This window comes from Brevundimonas sp. (assembly GCF_036659295.1).
In the GTDB taxonomy this organism is placed as follows: Bacteria; Pseudomonadota; Alphaproteobacteria; order Caulobacterales; family Caulobacteraceae; genus Brevundimonas.
Map to the genome: position 1 here is coordinate 42,605 of NZ_JAVXCU010000004.1, position 23,920 is coordinate 66,524.

The 23,920-nt window shown below is 61.3% G+C and carries 27 protein-coding genes and 1 tRNA gene; 12 read left to right on the plus strand and 16 right to left on the minus strand.

Going from position 1 to position 23,920, the window contains the following annotated elements:
- Positions 1-152: 152 nt before the first annotated feature.
- The 4 genes from flgH to RSB01_RS01650 are packed head-to-tail and all read right to left on the minus strand — an operon-like array spanning position 153 to position 3,247.
- Positions 153-869 carry a flagellar basal body L-ring protein FlgH gene (flgH, locus tag RSB01_RS01635; RefSeq protein ID WP_332620406.1) on the minus strand — a complete coding sequence of 239 codons (717 nt, stop codon included), beginning with the start codon at positions 867-869 and terminating at the stop codon, positions 153-155.
- A gap of 20 nt (positions 870-889) precedes the next feature.
- A complete protein-coding gene (gene flgA, locus RSB01_RS01640) occupies positions 890-1,690 on the minus strand; it encodes a flagellar basal body P-ring formation chaperone FlgA (RefSeq protein ID WP_332591763.1) in 801 nt (266 codons plus the stop codon).
- 16 nt (positions 1,691-1,706) lie between these two features.
- The gene (flgG, locus tag RSB01_RS01645; RefSeq protein WP_332591764.1) at positions 1,707-2,495 is read right to left on the minus strand and encodes a flagellar basal-body rod protein FlgG; all 789 of its coding nucleotides are present in this window, start codon (positions 2,493-2,495) and stop codon (positions 1,707-1,709) included.
- Between the two features lie 14 nt (positions 2,496-2,509).
- On the minus strand, positions 2,510-3,247 hold the full coding sequence (locus tag RSB01_RS01650) for a flagellar hook-basal body complex protein (RefSeq protein ID WP_332625001.1): 738 nt from the start codon (positions 3,245-3,247) through the stop codon (positions 2,510-2,512).
- Between the two features lie 177 nt (positions 3,248-3,424).
- Between RSB01_RS01650 and RSB01_RS01655 the strand changes: the two genes are divergently transcribed.
- The 11 genes from RSB01_RS01655 (at position 3,425) to RSB01_RS01705 (ending at position 13,459) form a co-directional block, all read left to right on the plus strand.
- The gene (locus tag RSB01_RS01655; protein ID WP_332592101.1) at positions 3,425-4,057 is read left to right on the plus strand and encodes a flagellar basal body-associated FliL family protein; all 633 of its coding nucleotides are present in this window, start codon (positions 3,425-3,427) and stop codon (positions 4,055-4,057) included.
- Positions 4,058-4,059: 2 nt separating this feature from the next.
- Positions 4,060-5,106 carry a flagellar motor switch protein FliM gene (gene fliM, locus RSB01_RS01660; protein ID WP_332592100.1) on the plus strand — a complete coding sequence of 349 codons (1,047 nt, stop codon included), beginning with the start codon at positions 4,060-4,062 and terminating at the stop codon, positions 5,104-5,106.
- Positions 5,103-5,681 (plus strand): DUF6468 domain-containing protein, encoded by a 579-nt coding sequence (locus RSB01_RS01665; RefSeq protein WP_332592099.1) that lies wholly within the window; start codon positions 5,103-5,105, stop codon positions 5,679-5,681. The genes fliM and RSB01_RS01665 overlap by 4 nt, the downstream gene beginning before the upstream one ends.
- A gap of 225 nt (positions 5,682-5,906) precedes the next feature.
- Positions 5,907-6,641: a hypothetical protein gene (locus RSB01_RS01670; RefSeq protein WP_332591391.1), complete on the plus strand. Its 735-nt coding sequence runs from the start codon at positions 5,907-5,909 to the stop codon at positions 6,639-6,641.
- Between the two features lie 73 nt (positions 6,642-6,714).
- Complete coding sequence (locus RSB01_RS01675; RefSeq protein ID WP_167173867.1) at positions 6,715-6,954, plus strand: DUF3297 family protein; 240 nt, start codon at positions 6,715-6,717, stop codon at positions 6,952-6,954.
- Between the two features lie 98 nt (positions 6,955-7,052).
- Complete coding sequence (locus tag RSB01_RS01680; protein WP_332625004.1) at positions 7,053-8,486, plus strand: M28 family peptidase; 1,434 nt, start codon at positions 7,053-7,055, stop codon at positions 8,484-8,486.
- Positions 8,487-8,506: 20 nt separating this feature from the next.
- Positions 8,507-8,591: transfer RNA gene (locus RSB01_RS01685), tRNA-Leu, on the plus strand.
- A gap of 128 nt (positions 8,592-8,719) precedes the next feature.
- A complete protein-coding gene (locus RSB01_RS01690) occupies positions 8,720-10,375 on the plus strand; it encodes an alkaline phosphatase family protein (RefSeq protein WP_332591393.1) in 1,656 nt (551 codons plus the stop codon).
- A 132-nt stretch (positions 10,376-10,507) separates the two neighbouring features.
- The gene (gene pyk / locus RSB01_RS01695) at positions 10,508-11,923 is read left to right on the plus strand and encodes a pyruvate kinase (RefSeq protein WP_332591394.1); all 1,416 of its coding nucleotides are present in this window, start codon (positions 10,508-10,510) and stop codon (positions 11,921-11,923) included.
- Positions 11,924-12,017: 94 nt separating this feature from the next.
- Positions 12,018-13,058 carry a DNA adenine methylase gene (locus RSB01_RS01700; RefSeq protein ID WP_332591395.1) on the plus strand — a complete coding sequence of 347 codons (1,041 nt, stop codon included), beginning with the start codon at positions 12,018-12,020 and terminating at the stop codon, positions 13,056-13,058.
- A gap of 155 nt (positions 13,059-13,213) precedes the next feature.
- Positions 13,214-13,459, plus strand: a complete 246-nt coding sequence (locus RSB01_RS01705; RefSeq protein ID WP_332591616.1) for a hypothetical protein — start codon at positions 13,214-13,216, stop codon at positions 13,457-13,459.
- Here the strand turns inward: RSB01_RS01705 and RSB01_RS01710 are convergent.
- The 9 genes from RSB01_RS01710 to RSB01_RS01750 form a co-directional block, all read right to left on the minus strand.
- Positions 13,456-14,061 carry a ribonuclease HII gene (locus RSB01_RS01710; protein ID WP_332591617.1) on the minus strand — a complete coding sequence of 202 codons (606 nt, stop codon included), beginning with the start codon at positions 14,059-14,061 and terminating at the stop codon, positions 13,456-13,458. The two genes, RSB01_RS01705 and RSB01_RS01710, sit on opposite strands and share 4 nt — an antisense overlap.
- Before the next feature lie 92 nt (positions 14,062-14,153).
- Entirely contained in the window at positions 14,154-14,549 is a 396-nt protein-coding gene (locus RSB01_RS01715; RefSeq protein ID WP_332625005.1) for a hypothetical protein, read from the minus strand.
- 156 nt (positions 14,550-14,705) lie between these two features.
- Complete coding sequence (locus RSB01_RS01720; RefSeq protein ID WP_332591614.1) at positions 14,706-15,752, minus strand: hypothetical protein; 1,047 nt, start codon at positions 15,750-15,752, stop codon at positions 14,706-14,708.
- A gap of 109 nt (positions 15,753-15,861) precedes the next feature.
- Positions 15,862-16,452: a DNA-3-methyladenine glycosylase I gene (locus RSB01_RS01725; RefSeq protein ID WP_332591613.1), complete on the minus strand. Its 591-nt coding sequence runs from the start codon at positions 16,450-16,452 to the stop codon at positions 15,862-15,864.
- A gap of 87 nt (positions 16,453-16,539) precedes the next feature.
- Positions 16,540-17,499 (minus strand): TraB/GumN family protein, encoded by a 960-nt coding sequence (locus RSB01_RS01730; RefSeq protein ID WP_332591612.1) that lies wholly within the window; start codon positions 17,497-17,499, stop codon positions 16,540-16,542.
- A 247-nt stretch (positions 17,500-17,746) separates the two neighbouring features.
- Positions 17,747-17,947, minus strand: coding sequence for a helix-turn-helix transcriptional regulator (locus RSB01_RS01735; protein ID WP_332591611.1), 201 nt, complete (start codon positions 17,945-17,947; stop codon positions 17,747-17,749).
- The gene (locus RSB01_RS01740; protein ID WP_332591610.1) at positions 17,944-18,393 is read right to left on the minus strand and encodes a hypothetical protein; all 450 of its coding nucleotides are present in this window, start codon (positions 18,391-18,393) and stop codon (positions 17,944-17,946) included. Before RSB01_RS01740 ends, RSB01_RS01735 begins: the two co-directional genes overlap by 4 nt.
- A 294-nt stretch (positions 18,394-18,687) precedes the next feature.
- Positions 18,688-19,479: a folate-binding protein gene (locus RSB01_RS01745; protein ID WP_332619541.1), complete on the minus strand. Its 792-nt coding sequence runs from the start codon at positions 19,477-19,479 to the stop codon at positions 18,688-18,690.
- Positions 19,480-19,506: 27 nt separating this feature from the next.
- On the minus strand, positions 19,507-20,052 hold the full coding sequence (locus tag RSB01_RS01750) for a hypothetical protein (RefSeq protein WP_332591673.1): 546 nt from the start codon (positions 20,050-20,052) through the stop codon (positions 19,507-19,509).
- Positions 20,053-20,120: 68 nt separating this feature from the next.
- Between RSB01_RS01750 and RSB01_RS01755 the strand changes: the two genes are divergently transcribed.
- Positions 20,121-20,639, plus strand: a complete 519-nt coding sequence (locus RSB01_RS01755; RefSeq protein ID WP_332591672.1) for a hypothetical protein — start codon at positions 20,121-20,123, stop codon at positions 20,637-20,639.
- Between the two features lie 7 nt (positions 20,640-20,646).
- Here RSB01_RS01755 and RSB01_RS01760 read toward each other — a convergent pair whose 3' ends face one another.
- From RSB01_RS01760 to RSB01_RS01770, 3 genes are all read right to left on the minus strand, one after another.
- Positions 20,647-21,099, minus strand: a complete 453-nt coding sequence (locus RSB01_RS01760; RefSeq protein WP_332591671.1) for a PaaI family thioesterase — start codon at positions 21,097-21,099, stop codon at positions 20,647-20,649.
- A 105-nt stretch (positions 21,100-21,204) separates the two neighbouring features.
- Positions 21,205-22,707 carry a S41 family peptidase gene (locus RSB01_RS01765; RefSeq protein WP_332591670.1) on the minus strand — a complete coding sequence of 501 codons (1,503 nt, stop codon included), beginning with the start codon at positions 22,705-22,707 and terminating at the stop codon, positions 21,205-21,207.
- 103 nt (positions 22,708-22,810) lie between these two features.
- On the minus strand, positions 22,811-23,896 hold the full coding sequence (locus tag RSB01_RS01770; RefSeq protein ID WP_332591669.1) for a DUF5694 domain-containing protein: 1,086 nt from the start codon (positions 23,894-23,896) through the stop codon (positions 22,811-22,813).
- Positions 23,897-23,920 lie beyond the last annotated feature (24 nt).

Sequence of the window (23,920 nt, forward strand, 5' to 3'; positions counted from 1 at the left end):
TGTTTGGCAACTATGGCCGCTCAAGGGCGGGGGTGAAACGCGGGTGCGGCAAAAAATGCCGGTATCTTTCAGGCACGACAAAGGGCGGCAAGTTTGACCTGGCTTGCCGCCACAGATGCCGATTTTTGCCGCGCCGGAGGGCGCGCAGCCGATCAGAACGGGCTGAAACGCTCCACCAGTGACTGGGCCGCAGGCGTGGACTGCATGCGGCTGATATCGCCCCGGCCAGCATACGAGATGCGCGCCTCGGCGATCTGGGTGTGGGCAATGGTATTGGCGCTGGAAATATCCTCGGGGCGGACGATGCCTGCGACGGTCAGTTCGCGCACCTCGCGGTTGGTGCGAACCTCCTGTCGGCCCTGAATGACAAGGTTTCCATTGGGCATGACGGCGGTGATGATGGCCGCCACCGTCAGATTGACGCGCTCGGAACGGTTCACACTGCCCGACCCATTGGCCGAAACCTCGCCCTCGGTGCCGATCATATTGGCTGGATCAAAGCCACCGGGAAACAGTTTGCCAAGGCTGCTTTCGAAGCCGAAGAAGTTGCTGACCCCGCCAGAGGCGCTGTTGGTGCGCTGGCGATTGGTGGTGTTCTGGGTCTGGGCGCGGTCATTGATGTCGATATTGACGGTCAGGATGTCGCCGACACGACGCGCGCGCTGGTCACCAAAGAAGGAGCGCGCCCCTGTGCGCCACAGGCTGTTGGCGCTGGCGGGGGTGGGTTCCGGCAGATAGGCCTGCTGGGCAGGAACCAGTGCCGACGGATAGACCATCGGGGCCAGTTCGGGGCCTTTGACAGCCTCTAAAGCGGTCGAGCAGGCAGCGAGAGGCAGGCAGGCGGCGGCGAGGATCAGAATCTTGCGCATGGTCATCACGTCTTTCTGGCTCAGCGAGCGGCGTACTGGTTGGAACGTGTGGACGGCGACCGCATCATACGGGCGGCCGGTCCGGCAATGGCGCGGCCGGGGGCCACGGCCACGGCCTCGATGGTGCGGTTGGATTGCAGGTTCAGGATGCTGACCGTATCGCCCATGGTGGCGTTGCGCTGGGCGCGGCCGGTGATGGTCAGCTCAATGCCGTTGTCCTGATAAAGGACCTCGACCATGTCGTTGCGGGCAATCACCTGCGGGGAGGCCAGATCGCGGGCATTGACCGCCTGACCGGCGCGCAAGGGGCGACGGGCCGACAGACCGATAATCTCGGCGGCATCCTGTGGGCCGGATACAGGGGCCAGATGCGCCTGAACCTGTGTCCACATCACGTCTTCGGGCTGAACGACCTCGCCCGCAGACAGGCTGCGGGTAAAGGTCAGGGCCTCGACCATGGCACCGGCGCGGGCAGGCGCGGACGCCATTGCCGACTGTACAGCTAAGGGGGCACCCTCGCGCACGATAATGCGGCGGATACCTGCGGTATTGGCCCAGTCCAGTCCGGCGCGGCGGGCGGCAATCTGCACCTGTGCGGCATCCAGAACGGCGCTGGGTCCGGAACGGCGACCGACCACGATATTGGCGGCGGTACCGGCACCCTCGAACAGATCGCCAAGCGTGATCTGGCCGTCCGCATCGGTGGGCGAGGGGATCAGATTGACGGCACGGGTCTGGGCCTGCGCGTCCATGGCAAAGGCCGAGACGGCAAGGGCGCTGGCCCCCATCAGGATCGTGACCGTTTTCAATAGGCGTTTCATGGTTGCGCGCCTTTACCTAGTTCTTCAGCTGGGCCGAGACCGACAGCATTTCATCGGCGGTGGTGATGACCTTGGAGTTCATCTCGTAGGCCCGCTGGGCCACGATCAGCGAGGTGATTTCCGATACGGAATCCACGTTCGAGGCCTCGGTATAGCGGTGCAACAGGTGGCCGAAACCGACCTCGTCGGGGATGCCGACATTGGGTGCGCCCGATGCTGCGGTTTCCAGCAACAGGTTGTCGCCGATGGCTTCGAGGCCCGCTTCGTTCATGAAGCTGGCGATTTCCAGCTGGCCGACGATCTGCGGTTCCGGTTCGCCATCCAATGCCACCTGCACCTGACCCGAACGCGAGATGGCGATATCGACCGTATTCTCGGGAATGGTGATGGCAGGCTCGACCAGATAGCCGTCCTTGGACACCAGCTGGCCCTCGGCATTGACCGAGAAGTTGCCCGCGCGGGTATAGGCGGTTTCACCGGACGGCAGGGTGATCTGGAAATAGCCCTTGCCGTTGATGGCGATGTCGTAATCGTTGCCGCTCTGGGTGGGCGAGCCTTGGGCCGTGATGCGATAAACCGCACCGGCTTTTACGCCCATACCGATCTGGACGCCGGTGGGAACGACCGTGCCCTGCGTCGAGGACTGTGCGCCCATACGCTCGACATTCTGGTACAGAAGGTCCTGAAACTCGGCGCGTTGGCGCTTGTAGCCAACGGTATTCATGTTGGCGATGTTGTTCGAGATGACCTCGACGTTCAACTGCTGGGCGGCCATGCCCGAGGCGGCGGTACGAAGTGCGCGCATTGCTCAGACCTTCCTTAGGAAACCTTGCCCAGTCGCTCGACGGCGCGGCGGCTGAGGTCGTTGGTGTTTTCGATCATACGGGTCACGCTTTCATAAGCGCGGTTGATCTCGACCAGATTGGTGATCTCGATCAGGGTGTTAACGTTGGAGCCTTCCAGCATGCCCTGACGCACGCGGGCGTCTGCGGCCTCGATGGGCTGCAGGTTGGAGATGTTGCGGTAGAGGTTGTCACCGCCCTTTTCCAACACCGACAGGTCCCCGAAACGCACCACGCTCAGGCGGCCGACAATCTCGCCTTCCTGCGTGATGGTGCCGTCCTGTGCGACCGTGATCGGGCCAAGTTCCGGATTGACGATCAGCTCGCCCGCATCCGTCTGGACGGGCAGGCCGTCCTGCGTGGTCATGCGGCCTTCGGCGTCCATGGTGAACGAGCCGTCGCGGGTATAGGCGGGGCCATTGGCGGTGGTGATGGTGAAGAACGTGCCTTCGCCCTCGATACCGAAATCCAGATCGCGGCCCGTCTGCTTCAGAGCGGCCTGACCGAAATCGCGACCGACACCCTTGTCCAGCACGAAGCTGGCCGAGGGGCGCACGGCGTGGTTGCGGGCCCGCTGACCGATCTCGGTGCCGACCAGCATCTGCTCGACCTTGAAACCGGTCGTGTCGGAATTGGCGATGTTGTTGGCCACGATGTCGAGTTCGCGGCGCAGCGTCATCTGGCGGGACAATCCGATATAGGCGGCGTTTTCCAAAGCATGGGCTCCTTCGCCTTTCGTATTCGCAACAGTCGTGCCAAATGACCAAACTCAATGATTTCAGTGTTTTAGGTTTTTGGAGCCAAAACCGCCCGGCAGGATTTGCCTCATGGTTAATGGCTTGTTAACCAAAATGGCCCCACACAGCTGTGCTGTAGGTTGGGGTCGTTCCGCATGCTGAAACTGAAGCTGGGCAAGAAGAAGGACGAGAACGCCGTTCCGGCCGTGGTCGAAGGCGAGACCGCGCAGGACGTCGACGCGTCCGAAGCTCCGGCGAAAAAGAAGCCGCCCATGCTGGTCATCATTATTGGTGCCGCTGTGCTGGTGGCTGCCATCGGTGGCGGCGCGGCCTTTATGCTGATGAAGCCCAAAAGCCCCGAAGCCGAACAACCGGCAGACGCGCACGCGGCCAAAAAAGACGACAAAAAAGCAGACGCCCACGGCAAGGAAGGCGAAGCCCCCGCAGGTGATGTGGCGGGCACGATCGCCGCCGGTCCTGACGGTGTGACCTTCTACACGCTGCCCGACCTGATCGTGAACATCCAGTCACCGGAAGGGCGCACGACCTATCTCAAGCTCAAGCTGACGCTGGAGGTGAAGGACGCAGCTGTGGCCTCGCGCCTGCAGGCCGAGGCGCCGCGCCTGAACGACATGCTGCAAAGCTTCCTGCGTGAACTGCGCCCCGATGATCTGGCAGGCTCCGCCGGTTCGTACCAGTTACGGGCCGAGCTGCTGCGCCGCATCAATCTGGTGGCGGCACCGGGCAAGGTGGATGCGGTCCTGATCGAAGAAATGCTGGTGCAATAGCCATGAGCGATACGTTCGGCACAGTGGATGAAGACCCGTTCGGCAGCGATGCCGGAATGTCCGAACGCGTCCTCAACCAGGACGAGATCGACAGCCTGCTGGGCTTCGACATGGATGACGGCTCGGGCGACGAGCGCAGCGGCATCCGTGCGATCATCAACTCGGCGCTGGTGTCCTATGAACGCCTGCCGATGCTGGAAATCGTCTTTGACCGCCTTGTGCGCTTGATGACGACCAGCCTGCGCAACTTCACATCCGATAACGTCGAAGTCTCGCTGGACACCATTTCATCGATCCGCTTCGGCGACTATCTGAACTCTATCCCGCTGCCCGCCATCCTTGCGGTGTTCCGTGCCGAGGAGCTGGATAATTACGGTCTGCTGACGGTCGACAGTAACCTGATCTATTCGATCGTGGACGTTCTGCTGGGGGGCCGTCGTGGCACGGCGGCGCTGCGGATCGAGGGACGCCCCTATACGACCATCGAGCGCGCACTGGTGCAGCGCATGGTCGAGGTGATCCTCAACGATGCGCGTCAGGCCTTCGAGCCGCTGACGCCGGTACATTTCAATCTGGACCGTCTGGAAACCAATCCGCGCTTTGCCGCGATTGCACGCCCGGCCAATGCGGCCATTCTGGTCAAGCTGCGCATCGACATGGAAGACCGTGGCGGTCGCGTCGAGCTTTTGCTGCCTTACTCGACCCTCGAACCGATCCGCAAAATGCTGCTGCAGCAGTTCATGGGCGAGAAGTTCGGGCGCGACAATATCTGGGAAGGCCACCTGGCCACCGAGCTTTGGACCACCGACACAGAGGTGCGCTGCGTTCTGGATGAGCAGCAGATCGCGCTGTCCAAGGTATTGGATCTCAAGGTCGGCGACACCCTGATGCTGAACGCCACGCCGGAATCCGATGTCACGGTCAAGGCGGGTACAGTCAATCTGACGGTCGGCAAGATGGGCCGTCGCGGACAACACGTTGCGGTGCGCGTCGAAGCACCGATTTCAACTGAGGCGGCCATGCGCATCGCCGGGAGGCAGAACTGGTGACGGGTGTAATTCTGGACGGCACGCTGATGGTGCTGCTGATCGCGGCCATCGCTTATGGTGTGAAACTGGAGCGCAAGCTGAAAGCCTTGCGTGAAGGCCAACTGGCCTTTGCCGGTGCGGTCAAGGAACTGAACAATGCAGCCGGTCGTGCCGAACAGGCGCTGGCGACATTGCGGGCTTCTGGAGCCGAAACCGATCTGCTGCATGACCGCATTCTCAAGGCGCGTCAGGTCAAGCAGGAACTCGAAGCGCTGATTATCCGCGCCCCCAAGGTTGAAGCCCAAAAGGCTGCGGCCGCCGCTGTGGCCCGTCCGGCGGCCGAAGAAGAGCCGCTTGAACTGGTCTCGACCATGGCCCTGATCAATGACGAGAACGAGCGCGCGCGCCGCATGGCCGGTCTGATGCAGCGTATCGAAACCGCCAGTGCCGCCGTGCCGCCGCCCGCTCCGAAAGCCGCAGCGCCCAAGGAAAGCGGCCTGACCGGCATGTTGCAGGCCCTGGCCGCTAACCAAGCTGCTCAACAGTCCCTCAACCTTGCCCGTCGTAGTCTCGACGAGGATTTGTTTGCGGTATAAATTTAACCCTCTCAAGCCGAATGGCTTGAGAGGGTACCCCTAACGCCTGTCACGCGGTGACAGGCTACTTGAGGGGATTTCTTCTCCAGCGGTCAGCATGCGGTGCTAGGTTGTTTTTGGGGGAGGCTTGATAGCCTTCGTCCGACACGGATTGTCGGGTTGCTTGAGGTGCTAAGCTCAAGCGAGTAAGCGTCACTTTCTTCGTCCTCTGTTTCGGTCATTGCCATGAGCAAGCTGCCCCGCCTTCTGCCCCTGATTGCCATCGCCATTGGCGGTGTCGTCGCCGTGCGCGCGGCGGGTGTGGCACCGGACCTGTTCAGTGGCGCGGCAGCATGGGCACAGGAAGGCGCACCGGCGGCGGCCGACAGCGCCACCGAAACTGCCGCCACAACCTCAGCCCCGCCCGCTGTCTGCGCTCTGACACCGGAACAGCTGGCCCAGCAGGCCGGTATCTCGCCAGCCGAACTGCGGATCATCCAGTCCCTGTCCAAGCGCCGCGAAGCGCTGGATGCGCGTGACGCCGATTTCGCCACCACCCTGCCGCTGATGGTGGCGGCCGAACAAAAACTGGACGCCAAGCTCAAGGCGCTGGAAGCCCTCAAGGGCGAGATCAGCGGCCTGATGGGGCAGGTGGACGAGCAGGAAAAAGCCGAGAACGACCGTCTGGTCGCCGTTTATTCGGCCATGCGCCCGCGCGAGGCCGCAGCCGTGTTTGTGTCTTTGAACGATTCCGTGCGCCTGCCGGTGGCACAGGCCATGCGCCCGCGCACACTGGCCGCCATCATGGCCCAGATGCCGCCTGCCGCCGCCCGCGAACTGACCGAGAAAATGGCCAAGCGTTTTGAAACCAAGCCGCTGGTCGAACGGGCCTCGGCAGCGGCGGGTGAGCCTGTCCGTCCGGCCACGCCTGCTGCGGCCCCTGCTACCCCTGCTGCGGCTGCCCCCGCACCGGCGGCCTGATCTGTTGGCATAAGCCTCGACAGCGGCTATTCAGCGCCATCATTTTTTCCAAGCTTCCCCAAGGATGCCCGTTATGTCCGACGTCATGCCCGACCGCCTGTCGGTTGATCCCGACAGCCCGTACCACAATGCCGAACTGCTGATGAAAGGCATCGGCATTCGCTTCAAGGGCGAAGAAAAGACCAATGTCGAGGAATACTGCGTTTCCGAAGGCTGGGTGCGTCTGGCGATCGGCAACCGCGTTGACCGTCGTGGCAAGGCCCTGACCATCAAGCTGCAAGGCGAAGTCGAGCCTTTCCTCAAGGGCGAGTAATTCGCACGAAAAACTCTTGGCGGGCTGAGGAATTGTGACTTCCTGTCGCACCCTCGGCCCGCTAGGTTCCCTGCTTTCAGCGACCGCAGGGGGAAGCCATGTCGTATAAATCGGGTCTGTTGGCGGGCGTATTCGCGCTTGGCCTTTTCACCACTCCGGCACTGGCACAGGACGCAGCGACCATCGCCGCCGCAGAGGCCCTGCGAGACCAAGCCCTCTCTGACACAATCGCCTATGACTATACCCGCGACGTGACGACCTTGTTCGGGCCGCGTCCGGCGGGTGCGGATACCGATCACGCCGCTGCCGCATGGGCCGCCGACTGGATGCGCGCCCACGGCTTCGAAAATGTCCGCGTCGAGACCTTCCCGCTGGTCGGCTGGAACCGTGGCAGCGAAAGCGTCGAGATTGTCGGCACAGGTGCCCAAAAACTGTCCGCCGCCGCCCTTGGTCACTCGATTGCCACCCCCGCCGAAGGGATCGAGGCCGAGATCGTCCATTTCACGAGCCTTGATGCCCTGAATGCCGCGCCTGCGGGTTCGCTGAACGGCAAGATCGCTGTGGTCGATGCCGGCCAGATGCCGCGCACCCGCGACGGCTCGGGCTATGGCCCGCTGTCGCGCGTCCGCTCGCAAGGCCCCAAGGCCGCCAAGGATCGCGGAGCCGTGGCCTTTGTCATGCGCTCGGCGGGCTCCGACCACCACCGTATGCCGCACACCGGCACCACCGGCTATCATGACGGCGTCGTGCCGCTGCCGTCCTTTGCTCTGTCGGCCCCTGATGCCGATCAGGTGGCCCGTCTGGTCGCCACCGGCCAGCCGATCCGCATGAAGCTGTTCTCGACGGCCAGCACCTATGAGACGCACAGCCAGAACGTCATTGGCGAAATCCGTGGTGCAACCCGTCCCGACGAAGTGATCGTCTTGGGCTCGCATATGGATAGCTGGGATCTGGGCACCGGTGCCATCGACGATGCCGCCGGTGGCGGTATCACGCTGGCGACTGCTAAAATCATCGCCGATGCCGGTCGTCCCGCCCGTACCATCCGTGTGGTCCTGTACGGTGCCGAAGAAGTCGCCCAGCCGACCAATCACGGCAATGGCGGCGGTGCCTATGTCCGCAATATCGGCAGCGAAATCGAAAAGCACATCATCGCCGGTGAAAGCGATCTGGGCGCCGACAACATCTATGATCTGGGCCTGCCGCCCGGCACACAGAACAGCGCGTTCGCCCAAAAGGCTCTGGCCGTTCTGGCACCACTAGGCATTGGTGCCGGTGGCGAAGAACGTTTCGGTGGCGTGGATATCGCGCCTCTGGCCCGCAACGGCGTTCCGGTGTTCGGTCTCAGTCAGGATGCGACCCGCTATTTCGACCTGCACCACACCGCCGATGACACGTTCGACAAGATCGATCCGGTCCAGATGCGCCAGAATGTGGCGGCATGGGTGGCGCTGGTAAAACTGATTGCTGATTCAGAGGTGGACTTTAGGGCCATAGCTGCGGCAAACACTGCGCCTGCCCAGTCGAACTGAATCGGTTCCTGAGCAGCGCTGCGAGCGTGGCGAAACTGGTAGACGCAGCAGACTTAAAATCTGCCGACTTAGGTCTTGCGGGTTCGACCCCCGCCGCTCGCACCACTCTTTAAAACGACAGCCTGTCATGGCGAGGCAGATTGCCTCGCTATCGCCGGTTGTTGTGTTTCTGTCATCGGGCGCAGATAAGCCCGAGCATATTAGTTTTCCCGTTTTAGCGGATACGGTGGGTTATGCTGTTTAAACGTCTTCTGGTGGGTACAGCCTCTGCGGCTCTGGCCCTGGCTTCGGTGTCTCCGGCTCTGGCCCAAGAGGTCGAAGAGGGCGCAAACGGCGGCCCGCATCTGGTCGTGACGGTGGTCGTGGACCAACTCAGCGCCAACCTGTTCAACCAGTATCGCAGCCATTTTACCGGCGGCTTTAAACGCCTGCTGGACGAAGGTCTGGTTCACGCCAACGGCTTCCAGACCCACGGCGTCACCGAAACCTGCCCCGGTCACTCGACGGTTCTGACGGGCATGCACCCGACCCATACCGGCATCGGCGTGAACTATAGCTATAACGGCGCGACCGGCGAGGGCCGCTATTGCATGGCGTCCGAGGTCAATACGCTGGCCCATGGCAAGATCACCGATAACGGCAATGTCGGCACCGAACTGTTGAAGGTGGATACGGTCGGTGACTGGCTGATTGCCAAAAGCCCTGACAGCCGCGTGTTCGCCGTTTCGGGCAAGGATCGCGGCGCGATGAATCTGGCGGGTCACCATGGCCGCGCCTTCTGGTTCACCGACGGTTTTGGCCTGACCACCTATGTGCGTCCGGGTGAAACGGCGGCCGAGCGTCTGGCACCGGTGGCCGCGTTCAATACCGCCTATCCCGAGGTCGAGAAAGACGGTCTGTGGACCGGTGCCTATGCGGTATGCAACGCCATTTCGGCCGATGTCGATGTGGTGGATGGCCGTTTTGTCTCGTCCATCCCGCCTTACCGCGTCTCGTTCTCGGCCTCGCCGAAATATGACGAGGAAACCCTGCGCGCCGCCACCTATCTGTTGCAGTCCCAGCGTCTGGGGCAGGGCGACAAGGTGGATATGCTGGGCGTGTCCCTGTCGGGCACCGACATCATCGGCCACACCTTCGGCACACAAGGTCGCGAACAGTGTGAACAGATCATGCGTCTGGACACTGCGCTGGGTGCCTTCCTTGCCGAACTGGACGATGTCGAAGGCGGCGTAATCCTGTCCCTGACCGCCGACCACGGCGGCTCGGACACCAATGAGCGCACCGCCGCGCGCGGCTTCCCGTTTGCGGGGCGTGCGGACCTGTCGGCCGTTCCGGCGGCCAATATCGCGCTGCGCGAACAGTTCGGTCTGGACTTTGATCCGCTGAACCGTGGTGCCTCGGGTATGCGTATTACCGACGCCCAAAAGCGCACCATGGCCGAGCCGATGCGCACCCAGATTGCCAAGGCCGCCGTCGAGATGCTGAACGGCAAGGGCGACCTGTACTATGTCGGCTTTATCGACGACATCCTGTCCCAGCCTGTGCCGGACAGCCTTTACCCTGAAAACCTGACCGTTCCCGAGCGCTTGCGCCTGTCGGCGGTCAAGGACGTGTCGGCAGACCTGATGATTGTTCTGGCCCCCGGCAAGGCCACGGGTGGCCGTCTGGGCTCCAACCTGTCCAGCCATGGCCAGCCGTGGGATTATGACCGCCGCGTGCCGATCATCTTCTGGACGCCGGATGCCGAAGGTCAGGAACGCTTCATGCCGGTGCGCACCATCGACATCGCCCCGACCATCGCCAACATCATCGGTGTCGAGACGCCGAAACTGGATGGCCGCTGCATGGATCTGGGTCTGGGCGAGAGCGCGCCCTGCACGGTGGAATAGTCTGGCGAATAGACCCGTAATAAACTCTTGTTTCGTAAGCCGCAGGTGCCATAGCGCCTGCGGCTTTTCGTTGGCACAAAGGTAACAACACCACCGCTAGAGTGGTTTTAAAGTCTCCGAGGAAACATCTGCATGAACCGTGCCCGCCACACCCGCATCGTTGCCACCCTGGGGCCAGCCAGCCGCTCCCCCGAACAGGTGCTGGCCTTGGCGGAGGCAGGCGTGGATGTATTCCGTCTCAACTTCAGCCACGGCAGCCACGAAGACCATGCACAGGCCCTGACGGCGGTACGCAATGCCGAACAGGCCGTAGGTCGTCCCTTGGGTGTTCTAGCCGACCTTCAGGGACCAAAACTGCGTCTGGGGGCCTTTGCCGAAGGCGCGATTGCCGTTTCTGCCGGTCACAAGATGCGCTTTGACCTGTTGCCGGATGCCGGTGACGCCACGCGGGTCCAGATGCCGCATCCCGAAATCTTTGCCGCTCTTCGCCCCGGTATGAGCCTGCTGATCGATGATGGCCGCGTGCGTCTCAAGGTGCTGGACGCCACGCCGGACTATGCCGATGTCGAGGTCATCAGCGGCAGCGGCCTGTCGAACCGCAAGGGCGTAGCGGTTCCCGACTGCATCATCCCTGTCTCGGCCCTGACCCCCAAGGATCGCGACGACCTGAACTTTGCCCTGCGTCTGGGTGTGGACTGGGTGGCGCTCAGCTTCGTGCAAAAGCCCGAGGACATGGCCGAACTGCGCCGCATCGTCGATGGTCGCGCGGCCTGTCTGGCCAAGATCGAAAAGCCGCAGGCCCTGCAATCGCTGGAGGCCATCCTCGACTATTGCGACGGCGTGATGGTGGCGCGCGGTGATCTGGGTGTGGAAATGCATCCCGAGGATGTGCCGGTGGCGCAAAAGCAAATCCTGCGTGCCGCCCGCCAGCGCGGCGTGCCCGCCATTGTTGCCACCCAGATGCTGGAATCCATGACCACCGCACCGGCCCCGACGCGGGCCGAGGCGTCCGACGTGGCCAATGCCGTCTATGAAGGGGCCGATGCCCTGATGCTGTCGGCCGAAACGGCGGCAGGGGACTATCCGCTGGAAAGCGTGCAGATCATGGGGCGCATCATGGAACGCGTCGAGCGCGATCCGATGTGGGCGGGTCTGATGGATGCCGAACATGCAGGCATGGAGATCGAGGATGTGGACGCCCTCGTGGCGGCGGCTCGCAAGGCGTCGGATGCCGCCTCGACCGCCTGTATGGTGGTTTACACCACCACCGGCAGCACGGCGCGGCGCATGTCGCGCGAGCGCCCGCTACAGCCGGTTCTGGCCCTGACACCCAATGTGGATACGGCGCGTCGTCTGGCGCTGGTCTGGGGTCTGGAGCCGCGTCTGGGGCGTCAGCCTGAATCGCTGGAAGGCCTGACCGACGATGCCGTCGAAGCTGCAATGCAGAACGGTTTTGCCAAGTCCGGCCAGCGTATCCTGATCCTTGCCGGCACGCCGTTTGGCGCACCGGGCGCGGCCAATCTGCTGCGTTTGGCCAGAGCGGGTTAAAGCGCGGATTGAAGGGCAGGATTAAAGGGCGAATGCCCAATTGACCTGTGCCATCGGTTACGCGCTACGATAGCGCCATGAGTCGGTGCGGTGCATGATTAAATATATCGGGTCCAAACGGGCGCTGCTGGGGCAGGTCGGAAGCGTGGTGCAACGCATCCTGCCTGACGGCGGGCGCGTCTGTGACCTGTTTTCAGGATCGTCCCGTGTCGGCCATTCGCTGAAAAAGCAGGGCTTTCAGGTCTGGTCCAATGACCACAACGCCTATGCCCATACGCTGGCGACGGCCTATGTGCAGGCCGACCGCGGACGCTGGGCCGACAAGGCCGAGACCATTCTGGCGGAACTGCGTGAAATAAAGCCCGAGGCGGGCTGGTTCACGCGCATGTTCTGCGAAGAGGCCCGCTTCTTCCATCCTGATAACGGTGCCCGTATCGACGCCATGCGCGAGCATATCGAGCGCATGGACCTCGAGCCGGAACTGAAGGCGGTGGTGCTGGTGGCGCTGATGGAGGCTGCCGACCGTGTGGATTCCACGGCGGGGCTACAGATGGCCTATATGAAGCAGTGGGCCCCGCGCGCCCTAAAGCCGTTGCAACTTCGTCTGCCCGATATCCTGCCCGCGGTGGCCGGTGGGCCATGCATCGCCACCCGCGCCGATGCCGTGGAGATCGCGCCGCGTATCGAGGCCGATCTGGTCTATCTGGACCCGCCCTATAACCAGCACTCCTATCTGGCCAACTATCACTGCTGGGAAAGTCTGGTCCTGTGGGACAAGCCGGAAACCTATGGCGTGGCCCGCAAGCGCGTGGATGTGCGCGAGCGCAAGAGCGACTTCAACTCCAAGCCAAGGATCAGGGCCGCTCTCAAATCGGTCATCGACAATCTGTCGGCCCCCAATCTGGTCGTCAGCTTCAATGACGAAGGCTATCTGGATCGCGATGACATGGAAAAACTGCTGGACGGGCACGGCCATGTTCAGGTCATCGAAATACCGAGGCCGCGCTATGTCGGTGCGCGCATCGGTATTCATAATCTGAAGGGCGAGAAAGTCGGTGCCGTTGGCCGACTTCGCAATGTCGAGCGCCTGTTTGTGGCGACAGCAAAGCCAGTAGATATTTCGGGTATTGTGTAAAATATTACAGCCACGCTATTTTGACTTAAGTATTGATAGCGTTACCGTTTGGAACGGGTCTGTCGTGTGATCGTTACAGCCGCATGACACTCCCAGTATCCCATATTGGCCCGGTCAGCGAAGCACGCGCACGACGAGCCAGCAAAGCGTATCATATGACCGAGCGGCTAGGCCGGTCTCCGCGCTATTCGAGCGAATGGCGGCAACTGTGCCGCGCCGACAGAACCCGCCAGTCCCTGTACGCGTTTCAGGACATTTTCGAAGAAGACGACGCCGAAAACGACGTCATAGAGCGCGGTGTTGTCAAACCGCAAGACGACAAGGTGCGCAGCGCCTATTTCATCTGTGCCGTCGCGGTCGGGACCCTGTGCCTGCTTCTGGGTGCCTTTTTCGTTACCTAGCCCGCATTCGCCAGCAAGGCGCGGATCGGCGCATAGCTTGATCTGTGATGCTGGCACGGCCCGTGTTCGGCCAGCGCCGCACGGTGTGCCGCCGAGCCATAGCCCTTGTGGCGGGCAAAGCCATAATGCGGATACTGTCCGTCCAGTTCGACCAGCAGATGATCGCGCGTGGTCTTGGCCAGAATAGACGCCGCCGCCACCGACAGCGACAGTCCGTCACCGCCCACCGCCGTATCGACACGGCAGGGCAGTTTGAACTTGTAGTTGCCGTCAATCAGCGCCCCGACCGGCTGTATCGCCAGCGCCGCCACCGCCCGCTGCATGGCCAGCTCTGTCGCGCGCAGGATGTTGATTGTGTCGATTTCCTCGACCGAGGCGTGACCGATGCCCCAGGCCAGAGCCTTCTCCTTGATGACCGGCATCAGCGCCTCGCGCCGTTTTTCGGTAAGGGCCTTACTGTCATTCAGCCCCGCCGGAATGTCGTCGGGGTTCAAGATTACTGCAGCAGCCGTCACCGGCCCCGCCCATGGCCCGCGTCCGGCTTCGTCCACCCCGCACACATAGCCCTTCCACATCGCTGCCAGATGGTCTTCGAGCTCCATCGTCAACGGCGGTTTGATGATCTTGATGCGTTTGGGCTTAAGGGCGTCGGTCATGGGGCGGGTATGGACCGAACTGCTCCATAGCGAAAGCGTCAGGACGGCTGGCGCGCCCACAGGCGGGCAAACACATGCCGATAGTGCCAGACCAGAACCAGATACCAGACCGGCCAGATCGTGCCCCACACATACTTGCCCGTCAAAAACCAGTGGAAGCAGGCAATCACCAGCACAGAGGGGCCAAGGATGATCAATCCGACAGGCGCGGTCCGGTCAAACAGGACCGCCACACCCGCCACCAGGAAACTGGCGATAAGCAGCGGCGTCATGAACCCCGTTGCATCAAGCGCCAGTGTGAAATGTGCCGCCGCCGCGACACTTTCCGGCGGATGGTTGCCACCGAATTTCACCATCACCATCACTGTGGCCAGCAAGAAGTATAGCCCGAACAGGACCCTGACCGCCGACCATGCGATGCCTTGATACCTCATCCACAAACGCTGAACCCCATGACAGGGAAATGCAATATAATTACGTTCGCTCAAGTTTGCCGGTGTCGGCAGTTTGTATCAGACTGGAGGCAACGGCCTCCTTAGCGGAGACGCTATCCGTCCGATAAGGGTGGGATGGGGACATCCTTGTTCGCTTCACGGTTCGACTGAGATCGCCAAAACACTGTACCGAACAGAAGAATCGGAACTCGAACAACAGGCTGATTGGACAAAAACTACCCCGTCCACTGGATCAGAAATCTGTAGACCTGACCAAGGTTTCAGAGGGGGCATTTCACTCATGGTCACCGTCGCTCCTCGCGCACGGGCGTAACGTTCACGACCCACAGCAATCCAGCCGTCATGAGTCTCGATCAAGCCGGAGAAAGGCCAAGTCTGACCGGGGCGATTGACTATCGAGTTTGGCAATACCGGCAGCGGATCGCTGAAAACCGATGTGATCCGGTCGGTGCAAACTCTCATGACTTCGCCGTACCGCCCGGTGAGATGAGCTAGGCTTGCCCCGACCAACACACAGTTAGCGTTCATAGTGTCCCTGATAATGCCGACGATTGGCGCACAGGAAGGGTTCAACCGTCCACGGCACGGGTCGTCACTAGCCTCTTTCACGAATGAAACTGTTCCGGTGGGCACATGGATGCGAAGCAATCCGCCGCCCCATTCACCCTTGTTGTAACCGATAAACAAATCGTCTCCCGTCAGCGCCGATACATGCGCGTAGGGTTCCAGTGATGCCGCTGGGGGCCGTCGGTTGAAGCCTTGGTCTGACGGAAGCAGAACCATTGTTGTTGTCAGCACACCAGGACCGTTTGGTGTCGCGAACAAGGAGATAGGACTTCCTTCGAAATAGACGCGGCGTTCGTGCAGACTTGCGTTCAGAAGATCTCGCACCACGCTTTCGTTCTCGTTCAGCACTACAAGCGCCCACAAATGCGGGCCATCGGCCAAAAGATCGATGACGTCGGTCGCGACGATCGTCCGATCTTCGGTTCGCCTGTCAAAACGCACAACTTTTCTAGACTTCCCTCGAAGCCATATGTTTTCGCCCTTACCGACACCCTCGAGGATGGCTCCTCCGAGGTCAGGATCCGTCCAGTCGTGAGGGGAGACCATTCTGGTCTGAGCAATTGCTTGGCCGCTGATTGTAAGAATCAACATCGCCGTAAAGATTATGATCCGCATGGCGCACACCCTGTCTAAAAACCATTGATACTTCTATAGCGATTGCAAGGTTGTCTTTGGATCGAAAGCAGCCAATCCATTCAGCGGGCACCGGATCTCAGCGGGATGCTCAAGCCCCGCCGGTTTCCTTGTGCCGGAAACAGGTCGTCTGGTGATCGTTCACCATGCCGACGGCCTGCATGAAGGCGTAAACAATCACTGGCCCGACGAATTTGAAGCCGCGTTTCTTCAAGGCTTTGGACAGGGCCTGACTTTGTTCGGTCTGGGTAGGTGCCTCGCGGAAATGGGCCCATTGGTTCTGGAGCGGTGAGCCACCGACGAAGGACCAGATCCACGCGCTGAAATCCTCGCCGCTGTCGCGCATCTGGATGAACAGGCGGGCGCTCTCGATGGTGGCGACGATCTTGGCGCGCGAGCGGATAATGCGGGCATCGCCCAGCAGGCGCTCGATGTCCGCATCCGTATAGGCGGCGATCTTGTCGGGATCGAACCCGTCAAAAGCATCGCGGATACCGTCGCGTTTGCGCAAGATGGTGATCCAGGCCAGCCCCGCCTGCATCCCGTCCAACACCAGCTTTTCCCACAGGGCGCGGGCGTCATATTCAGGCACGCCCCATTCGGTGTCGTGATAGGCGACATACAGGGCATCTGTTGTGCCGCACCAGCCGCAACGGCCTTCGGCTTTTTCGGATTCGGTCATGTGAAGATGTTGCTCAAATGTTCTGATCAGGCAAGTAAAAAGACCCGCTGTTTACAGCGGGCCTTTTGTTGGTTTCGTAACGGATCCTTACAGGCGCTCGACCGTAAAGCCCTTGGCCTTCAGCATGTCGATCACATTGTCATTGTCCATCAGGTGCGCGGCCCCTACGGCGATAAAGGCGGTGCCGGAACCAGTCATCATTTCCTCGATCTGCTGAACCCAGTTCGTATTGCGCACGATCAGAGCGGCGTTGTGCACATCGGCATGGACATCGCCGGTGTTTAGACGTGTCAGGCGACCGACCTCGGCCGCATCACCCTTGATCCATGCGGCGACCGTCTGATCCAGATTATCAACGATGCCGTCGGCATTACGGACATAGTGGTTCAGATAGGCGACCTGACCTTCCTCGCTCATGCCGGCGATCAGGCGCAGTTGAAGGTCGATGGTTTCAAACCCGCGCAGGGTCTTGCCGGAGGCACGGGCGCGGTCCATCAGCGTCTTGTCCACACCGGCATCGGGGCGGTATCCGGCCTGCAACGGCCCGTTCATCGACACCGCAAAGGCCGCCATCCACGGACGATAGGCATCCAGTGCCGCGCCGCTGGCCCCGTTGGCCTTGGCCAGCGCGTCAAACGCGGCAAAGTCTGCGGCGCTCAGGACGGTGGACAGAGGACGTGACTGGTCCATGCCCAGTTGCTGGATCACCGGCATGACGGCGGACTGGTCGTCCTGATTGGCGATCTCGACCCAGATTTCCGATGCGCTGTCAAAGGCGGCATCCACCTTGGCCGAACCCCATGCCGTGCCGGGGCGCAACACGTGGATGGTGCCGTACAGATAGACGGTCGAGTCCGCATCGCGCAGCACCCATAGCGGCGGGCCTGAGCCTTCAGCGCGCGCTATCGGAGCGGGGGCGGCGACCTCTTCGGCCTTGGCCGACGGGGCGATCAGGATGGCGGTGCTGACGGCGAGGGCACCCAGCATGCCGAAGGCGAAACGCGAGACACAGTTGGCCGATTGGCCCATGCGGTTGGCGAGGGTCATTGCATATTTTCCGTATTTTGAAGGGATGTTGAGGGGCCGCGAGATGCGCAGCGAAGGGGTGGCCTAAGGGGCCGAAGTCTTGAGCTGTGGGGGGGGCGGGCTTAGCCCAGCAGTACCTTGGCCATCAGGCCGATCAGCAAACCACCGGACAGGCCCATGCCCAGGCTGGAGACGATGTGAACGGCGTTGGTTGCGATTTTAAACATGAGGATAGTCCTTTCAGGATTTGGAATTCAGGTTTCAAGATTCAGGCGACGAAGATGGCTTCGATCGGTTGGTTCAGCAGACGCGAGATACGAAAGGCGAGGGGCAGGGACGGGTCATAGCGACCCTTTTCCAGTGCCTGGATGGTTTGGCGGCTGACGCCCAACTGGTCGGCCAGATCGGTCTGGGTCCAGTTGCGCTCGGCGCGAAAAACTTTGAGACGGTTGGTAAACTCGCTGGTCATTGGCGGGCGATCCACCATCCGCACCATGCGATGCCGTAACCGATGGCCTGTGCCGCAAAGGCAGCGATGAAACCGGCGGCGATCAGGGCGACATCCGTGTGGGGGATGCGGGCAGGCAGCAGATCAACACCGGCCAGAGCGGCCCCGAGGAAACCTGCGGCCCCGACGATAAAGCCGATATTGCCGCCCCACCACCACGCCCACTTGTGGGCTTCGCGCGCGGCCTCATCCAGATCGCGCCACCAGTAATAGGTGTTCAGGGCAAGGAAAACGGCCAGACCGGCGGCCAGAACAACGACGCCGACCGACGGCGCGTGACCCATTTGCTGGGGCCAGAAAGGCATGGCGGCGGTGGCGCTGGCCCCCACCACGGTCAGGGTGCAAAGCCCGACCGTCAGGGCATCCATGTGGTTTTTAGCGGCGGCGGTTTTGGTTTCGATGTTCATGACAAGCCTCCCTGTCTTGTTGACAAGTAAGCTTTACTCGCATGGGCGAGTTTATGTCAAGCGTCATTTACAACGCGATAAGCGAGCTTTCCAATTTGTAATGTTTCCTATCATTCCGTCATCCTCCGACAAGCCGCATAGCGGCGCAGATCGGTGGACCCAGCGGCGCGCGATAGCGCGACCCGAAGCGCGGCGCATAGCAGCCAATGGGGCGGGGTAATGCGGATGCCGTAAAGATCACCTGCGGTGCCGCTTGGTTCCCTGATCAAGTCGGGGAATGACGAAGCAGAGGCCTTAGCCCTCGAACGCAGGCACCCAGTCGGGATGGCGTACAACCACCACACGGCCATCCACCTTCAGTTCGCCATCCATGCGGTCCAGCCGCATCAGGGCCATACCCTGCTGGCCCAGCACACCCGTCACCTCGCCTGCACGGCGCTCGCCGTTCAGAACCTCGGTGCCAATCGCGGGCGCTTCGCCTTCAAAGGTGAAGGGCAGGATGCGGTTCTTGATCGTGCCACGGCGTTTCATGCGCGATGTGGTTTCCTGACCGATGAAGCACCCCTTGTGGAAGTCGATGCCGTTCATCAGGTCGAAATTGGCCTCGATGGGATAGGTCTTGTCCTGCGGCGTATCCAGCGCCGCCTCGGCCACGCCCATGCTCATGCGGTGCGCGTGCCAGTCGTCTTCCGATGCCGTGGTTTCGCCGGCAAAACCGATGGCGCGATAGCCCAGACTTTCAAGGCGGGGATCGGCAACAAAACCTTCCGGCTGCTCGCCCCATGCCACAAACACAGCATCGTCCGTGGCGCTGATCGTCACATTCAGACGCAGCTTGTACATGGACAGTCGCTGGACCAGCGCCTCACGCGCCGCCACCGGCACATCCAGCCACAGGGCGTCGTTGCGCGCCCACACCATCACATCCACCATCAGCCGCCCTTGCGGTGTCAGCAGCACCCCGAAGCGCAACTCGCCATCCCCAATCGTCTCGACATTCTGCGTCAGCAGATTGTGCAGGAAGTGACGGGCATCGGGGCCTTCGATGCGGATAACGGCGCGGCTGTGCAAACGGGCGATGGACATGGCGTTCAGATAGGAAGGCTTGACCGTTTATGCCACCGCATATCGTGCGGTCACGCCATCGGGTTCGAATGGGCCCTCTGCAAGCTTGTCCAGCGCGGCCAGCAACCGTTCGACAAAATCGGCCATGTCGCCTTCCTCGATAGCAGGGCGCAGCCAGTCGGTAACGATGGATCGCACCGGATAGAAACCTTCCGGACCCGGCACCGACAGGGCGATCTGGATGTCCTCGGCAATCCATTGCGCCACGGTGACAAAGAAGTCCTCGCTGGCCAGAAACTCGCTAGGGCGCACCACATAAAGGGTGATCTCGCCGCGCTCGATGCCATCGGGGCGTACGATCACGCCGCTATGGTCGGGCCGCCAATCCTCTGACAACTCTACCGCCCGCCACAGACAGAACCACACACGGCAGGTCTGGGGCCGGATCGCATGCACCGCACAGCCCGATCCATCCACGCAGTAATTACACAACTGCCCCGTCGGCTTGGCCAGTTCCGGCAGGTCCAGCGGGATATAACGGCAGCACTCGACACAGCCACCGCAATCGCGGTCAGGAAGCAGGGGTAGGGACATTGTGATTTTTCGGAATTAGGTCAGTTTAGTCGCCACTAAGCATAGTTCTGGGCCATGTGGGGGCTATTTTGAATATTTTGGCGATTGGGGAACTCGCTAGCCTGAAAGCTCATCTGACTTTATTGGACACGGCGCTAGACTCCATCAATCAGGCTATCAGTCAGAGCACAGATCCGGAAAGTGAGGGGCTATTTGATCGTGGCGAATACCTCATCGGAAGTGGCTTTGTTGCCGCTCAGCGATACATTCAAACGGTCTATTTTACCGAAGGCATAAAGCCCGATGTCGCATTGAGTTTGGGGGAAAAACTTAATTACTACGGCACTTTTGCACATGCGATATGGCAGGGCGCTAACTACTGGAAGCACGAGGAAGAATGGTATCAAACAGTATCTTGCGGTGGTTCTTTAAAAGGCGGGTCGGCGAAAACCCGAGATAATTTAGAGCAATATGTAGATTGGGATGATTACACATGCTCCAATCTTTTGGCACTCATTCTCGATGGAAATGAGTTGAGTTTGGTTGCGCTCATTCCCATCTTGGAAGCTTGGACAGAGGCGGTGAACGCTCATAGGCGAACGCTATAGTTAGCCGTTAAATTTTAGGCTGCATCACCGCGATAATACCCGAGAAGGCCAGCACGGGGCGGCCTTCCTGTTCGATCTGGCCTTGCACGAAGATCATGCGTTTGCCCGCCTTGGTCACCTTGCCGCGCGAGATCAGGCGCTGGTGGGGCAGGGCGGGGCTGAGGAACTCGCTGTTCAGCGATACCGTCACGCCGTCCTGACCTTTCAAGGCCTCTGCGGCGATCACAAACAGCGAATAATCGGCAAAGGTCAGCAGTGACCCGCCATGCACCGTGCCGCCATGACGACAGTTATGATCCTGCGGGATAAAGCCGCCGATCAGGTCACCGTCCTCGTGGCGGCGGATATAGAACGGACCGGCATGCTGCTCGAACGGCACGTCCTCTTTCCAGCGGCCCCATCCGTCCCAACCGGCGTCGGTCACAGCAGAGATGTGGGCATCAAAAGGGCTGGCAGTCACGGGCGCGGTCATATCGGTGATGTTTTCGAAGGCTGTGTCGGGGAGGACGCCCAGCCCTTAGCGCCCCTTATCCCCGCTGTAGAGCCCTAAACCGACAGCCAGTGCCTACTGTGGTGTGCCGATGACATCGTCGATAACCCATGCTCTGACAGCGGGGGTGTCGCTCATGGTACCGTCGAAAACACGTTGCGGCACATAGGGACCGAAATCACCGGCCCCCAGTGCCAGCTTCATCAGGGTAGAGAAGTTGCGCAGACCCGACGGCAGGGTGACCGTTCGCACCTCCATATAGCGGGTCGAGACATTTGTGGCCTCGCCTACATGCTCTGCTCCGACGCGCCGCAAACGATCGATGGCCATCAGGCAGGAACTGAAACACGCGCGATCTGTCACCGCCACCAGACGCCCTTTCATCAGTGAAGCGGGCAGTTTATCCGGCGCTGTTTGCGTAACGGCACGGGCTTGCCCTTCCTCTTGGGCGCAGACGGGCAAGGCAGGCCAGAAGTCCTGACCTTCCTGTCTGGCATGTTCGATATTATCGACCATTTCGCTCCATTCGCGCGCACCCTCTTCGCCACGGTCGGTGCGGATACGCCCCTGCCATTCGCGCAAGGCAGAGACATTGTCCGACGAGGCACGGAAAAAATCCCCGCTACAGGTCGGTACCGAACGTGTGGCGGCAACCCGTTCATCCCCGACCAGTGCCTTAATAATGCGATCCGACAAGGTGGAATTGCCGCCGCCATTCCCGCGCAGGTCAATGACCACCCACGGCGCGGCCCGCATGGCCTCGGCACGGTTCTCGACCTCTGTGGCCAGTGCGGCCGCGCCATTGCCCAGCGTGCCCAGATTGATCCAGTAGCCTTCGCCCGTCTGTTCGACAGACAGCCCGATATCGGCGCGGGTCTCGGTGGCTTCGATGGCGCGGCCGACCACCTCGGGACTATCGCGTTTCCAGCGCAGGGTGATGGTATGGCGCTGTCCGTCTGGGGATGTGAAGTCGCATGTCTCGGGACGCTTCAGGAAGGGGTTCTTTTGGTCCAGCAACAGCCAGCTGGCATGACTGGCCCGTTGTGCTTCGATACCGGCATCGGCGCGGAACAGGTCGATGCGGTTGGTGGCCCAGCTTTCGGCGGCTTCACCGTCACAGCTTTCCAGTCGGGCACCCGCCAGATCTGGATATCCGGCGGTGGCCGCCTGACTGCCGACCATCCATGTTCCGTTTCGGCGGGTCAGGATAATACCGGTCCAGCCGACATTGCCTGGCTGTGTCGTCGCGCGTGACCAGATATGGCCGTCACGAAAGTCCGCCGCCATGCCCGCCATCAGGGCGCTGTAACCCTCAAAGCTTTCCACCAGTGGCAAGCGTTCTGCAAAGTGGCGTCTGGCGGTGGCTAACTGGTTGCGAAAGTCCGTATCGCCCACGGCAACCACCGCGCCAGGGTGATTGTCCTCGATCAGTTGCAGGGCAAAGTCGCCATCCGTTTCGGCCATTGCGCGCCAGTGGCTGGCGGCGGCTTCTTGCGGGGTTTGTGCCAAGGCATTGCCGGACACCATAGCCAGCGCCAATACACTGGCTATGGTGTGGATCATCACCACAGACTTCATCACGACACCCCCGTCAATATTAGGTCACCACGTTAGAAGACGGGGCGTACGAAGGGGCGTTAAATCGCCGTAAGATCAACCTTCCTTACGGCGTTTGATTGTGTCAGCGCAGGACGGTGTCCGTGCTGACCACATGGACGTCGTGCATTTGGTCCAGATAGGCCTCGTAATAGCCTTTGTGCGAGGCCCCCACCAAGGTCAGCATTCGTGTGCCGGGCTCGCGGCCCAGAACTTCGCGGATATGGCCGACCATGCGCAGGTTGCGGGTTTCCCAATAGCTCAGATAGCGGCGGCCATAGCCCTGTTCCGAAGGCTCGACATGGTTGGGACCGAAATCGGCCTGATAGGCGCCCAGAGCCGATTCCGGCGTGTTGGCGTCGCGGTAGATGTCCATAATGCCGTCCGGCTGGTCCACGCGGGCAAACAGGATTTCGTGGGCTTGCTTGCTGGCATTGGCGACCGGATTATCCCAGACGCCGCGCAGATTGGCACCATAGGCGCGCGCTTCGCCAGCGGGAATATGCCACGAGGCCGTATGGTCATCGACGGCCCACAGACGCTCCAGTCCTAGACGCGCCGCCAGCTTTGCGGCCAGCAGTTCCGTCTCGTTCTTCTGGACCATGCGCGTGTTCAGGGCCGCGACCAGTTCCTCGGTCAGACCATCCTGAGCCACACGCTCGTTCTCGTTCAGGCGCAGCCATTGCACGATCGCCGAAGGCGCTTCACCGGCGGCGAGGAAGGTCAGGGCCAGCTTGCGGCGCTGGGCTGCGCTCGGGTCTTGCGGCCATTCGGCCAGCATGCGCTCCATCTCGACATTGGCAGCCGGCACATCCAGCCCTGACGCGGCCTGTGCGGCGGTGGTGTCAGAGCAGTAACCGCGCACCGCGTTGGCATAGCGGGTCGGCATACGGCGCATGGTGTCGCATTGCAGGCCCGACAGGTTTTCGACCGAAATGGCCGTGGGCTGCCATCGCGCCAGACGCTCCAGCAGCGGATCCAGTTGCTCGGCGCGGAAGGTATCAGGGAAGCCCGACAGGTGCGGCGTGCCCAAAACCATGACCTCGTTCACGCGGCCTGCGGGCGGGCCCTTGAACTGACCGGGCTGAAAGGCCGGATGGTATTCCTGCGCTGTGACACCCGTGGCGGCCAGTGCAAAAAAGGCCGTGAAAGCAAGAAAAGCAGAGCGCATGTAAAGCCCGTATGTCGAGTTACC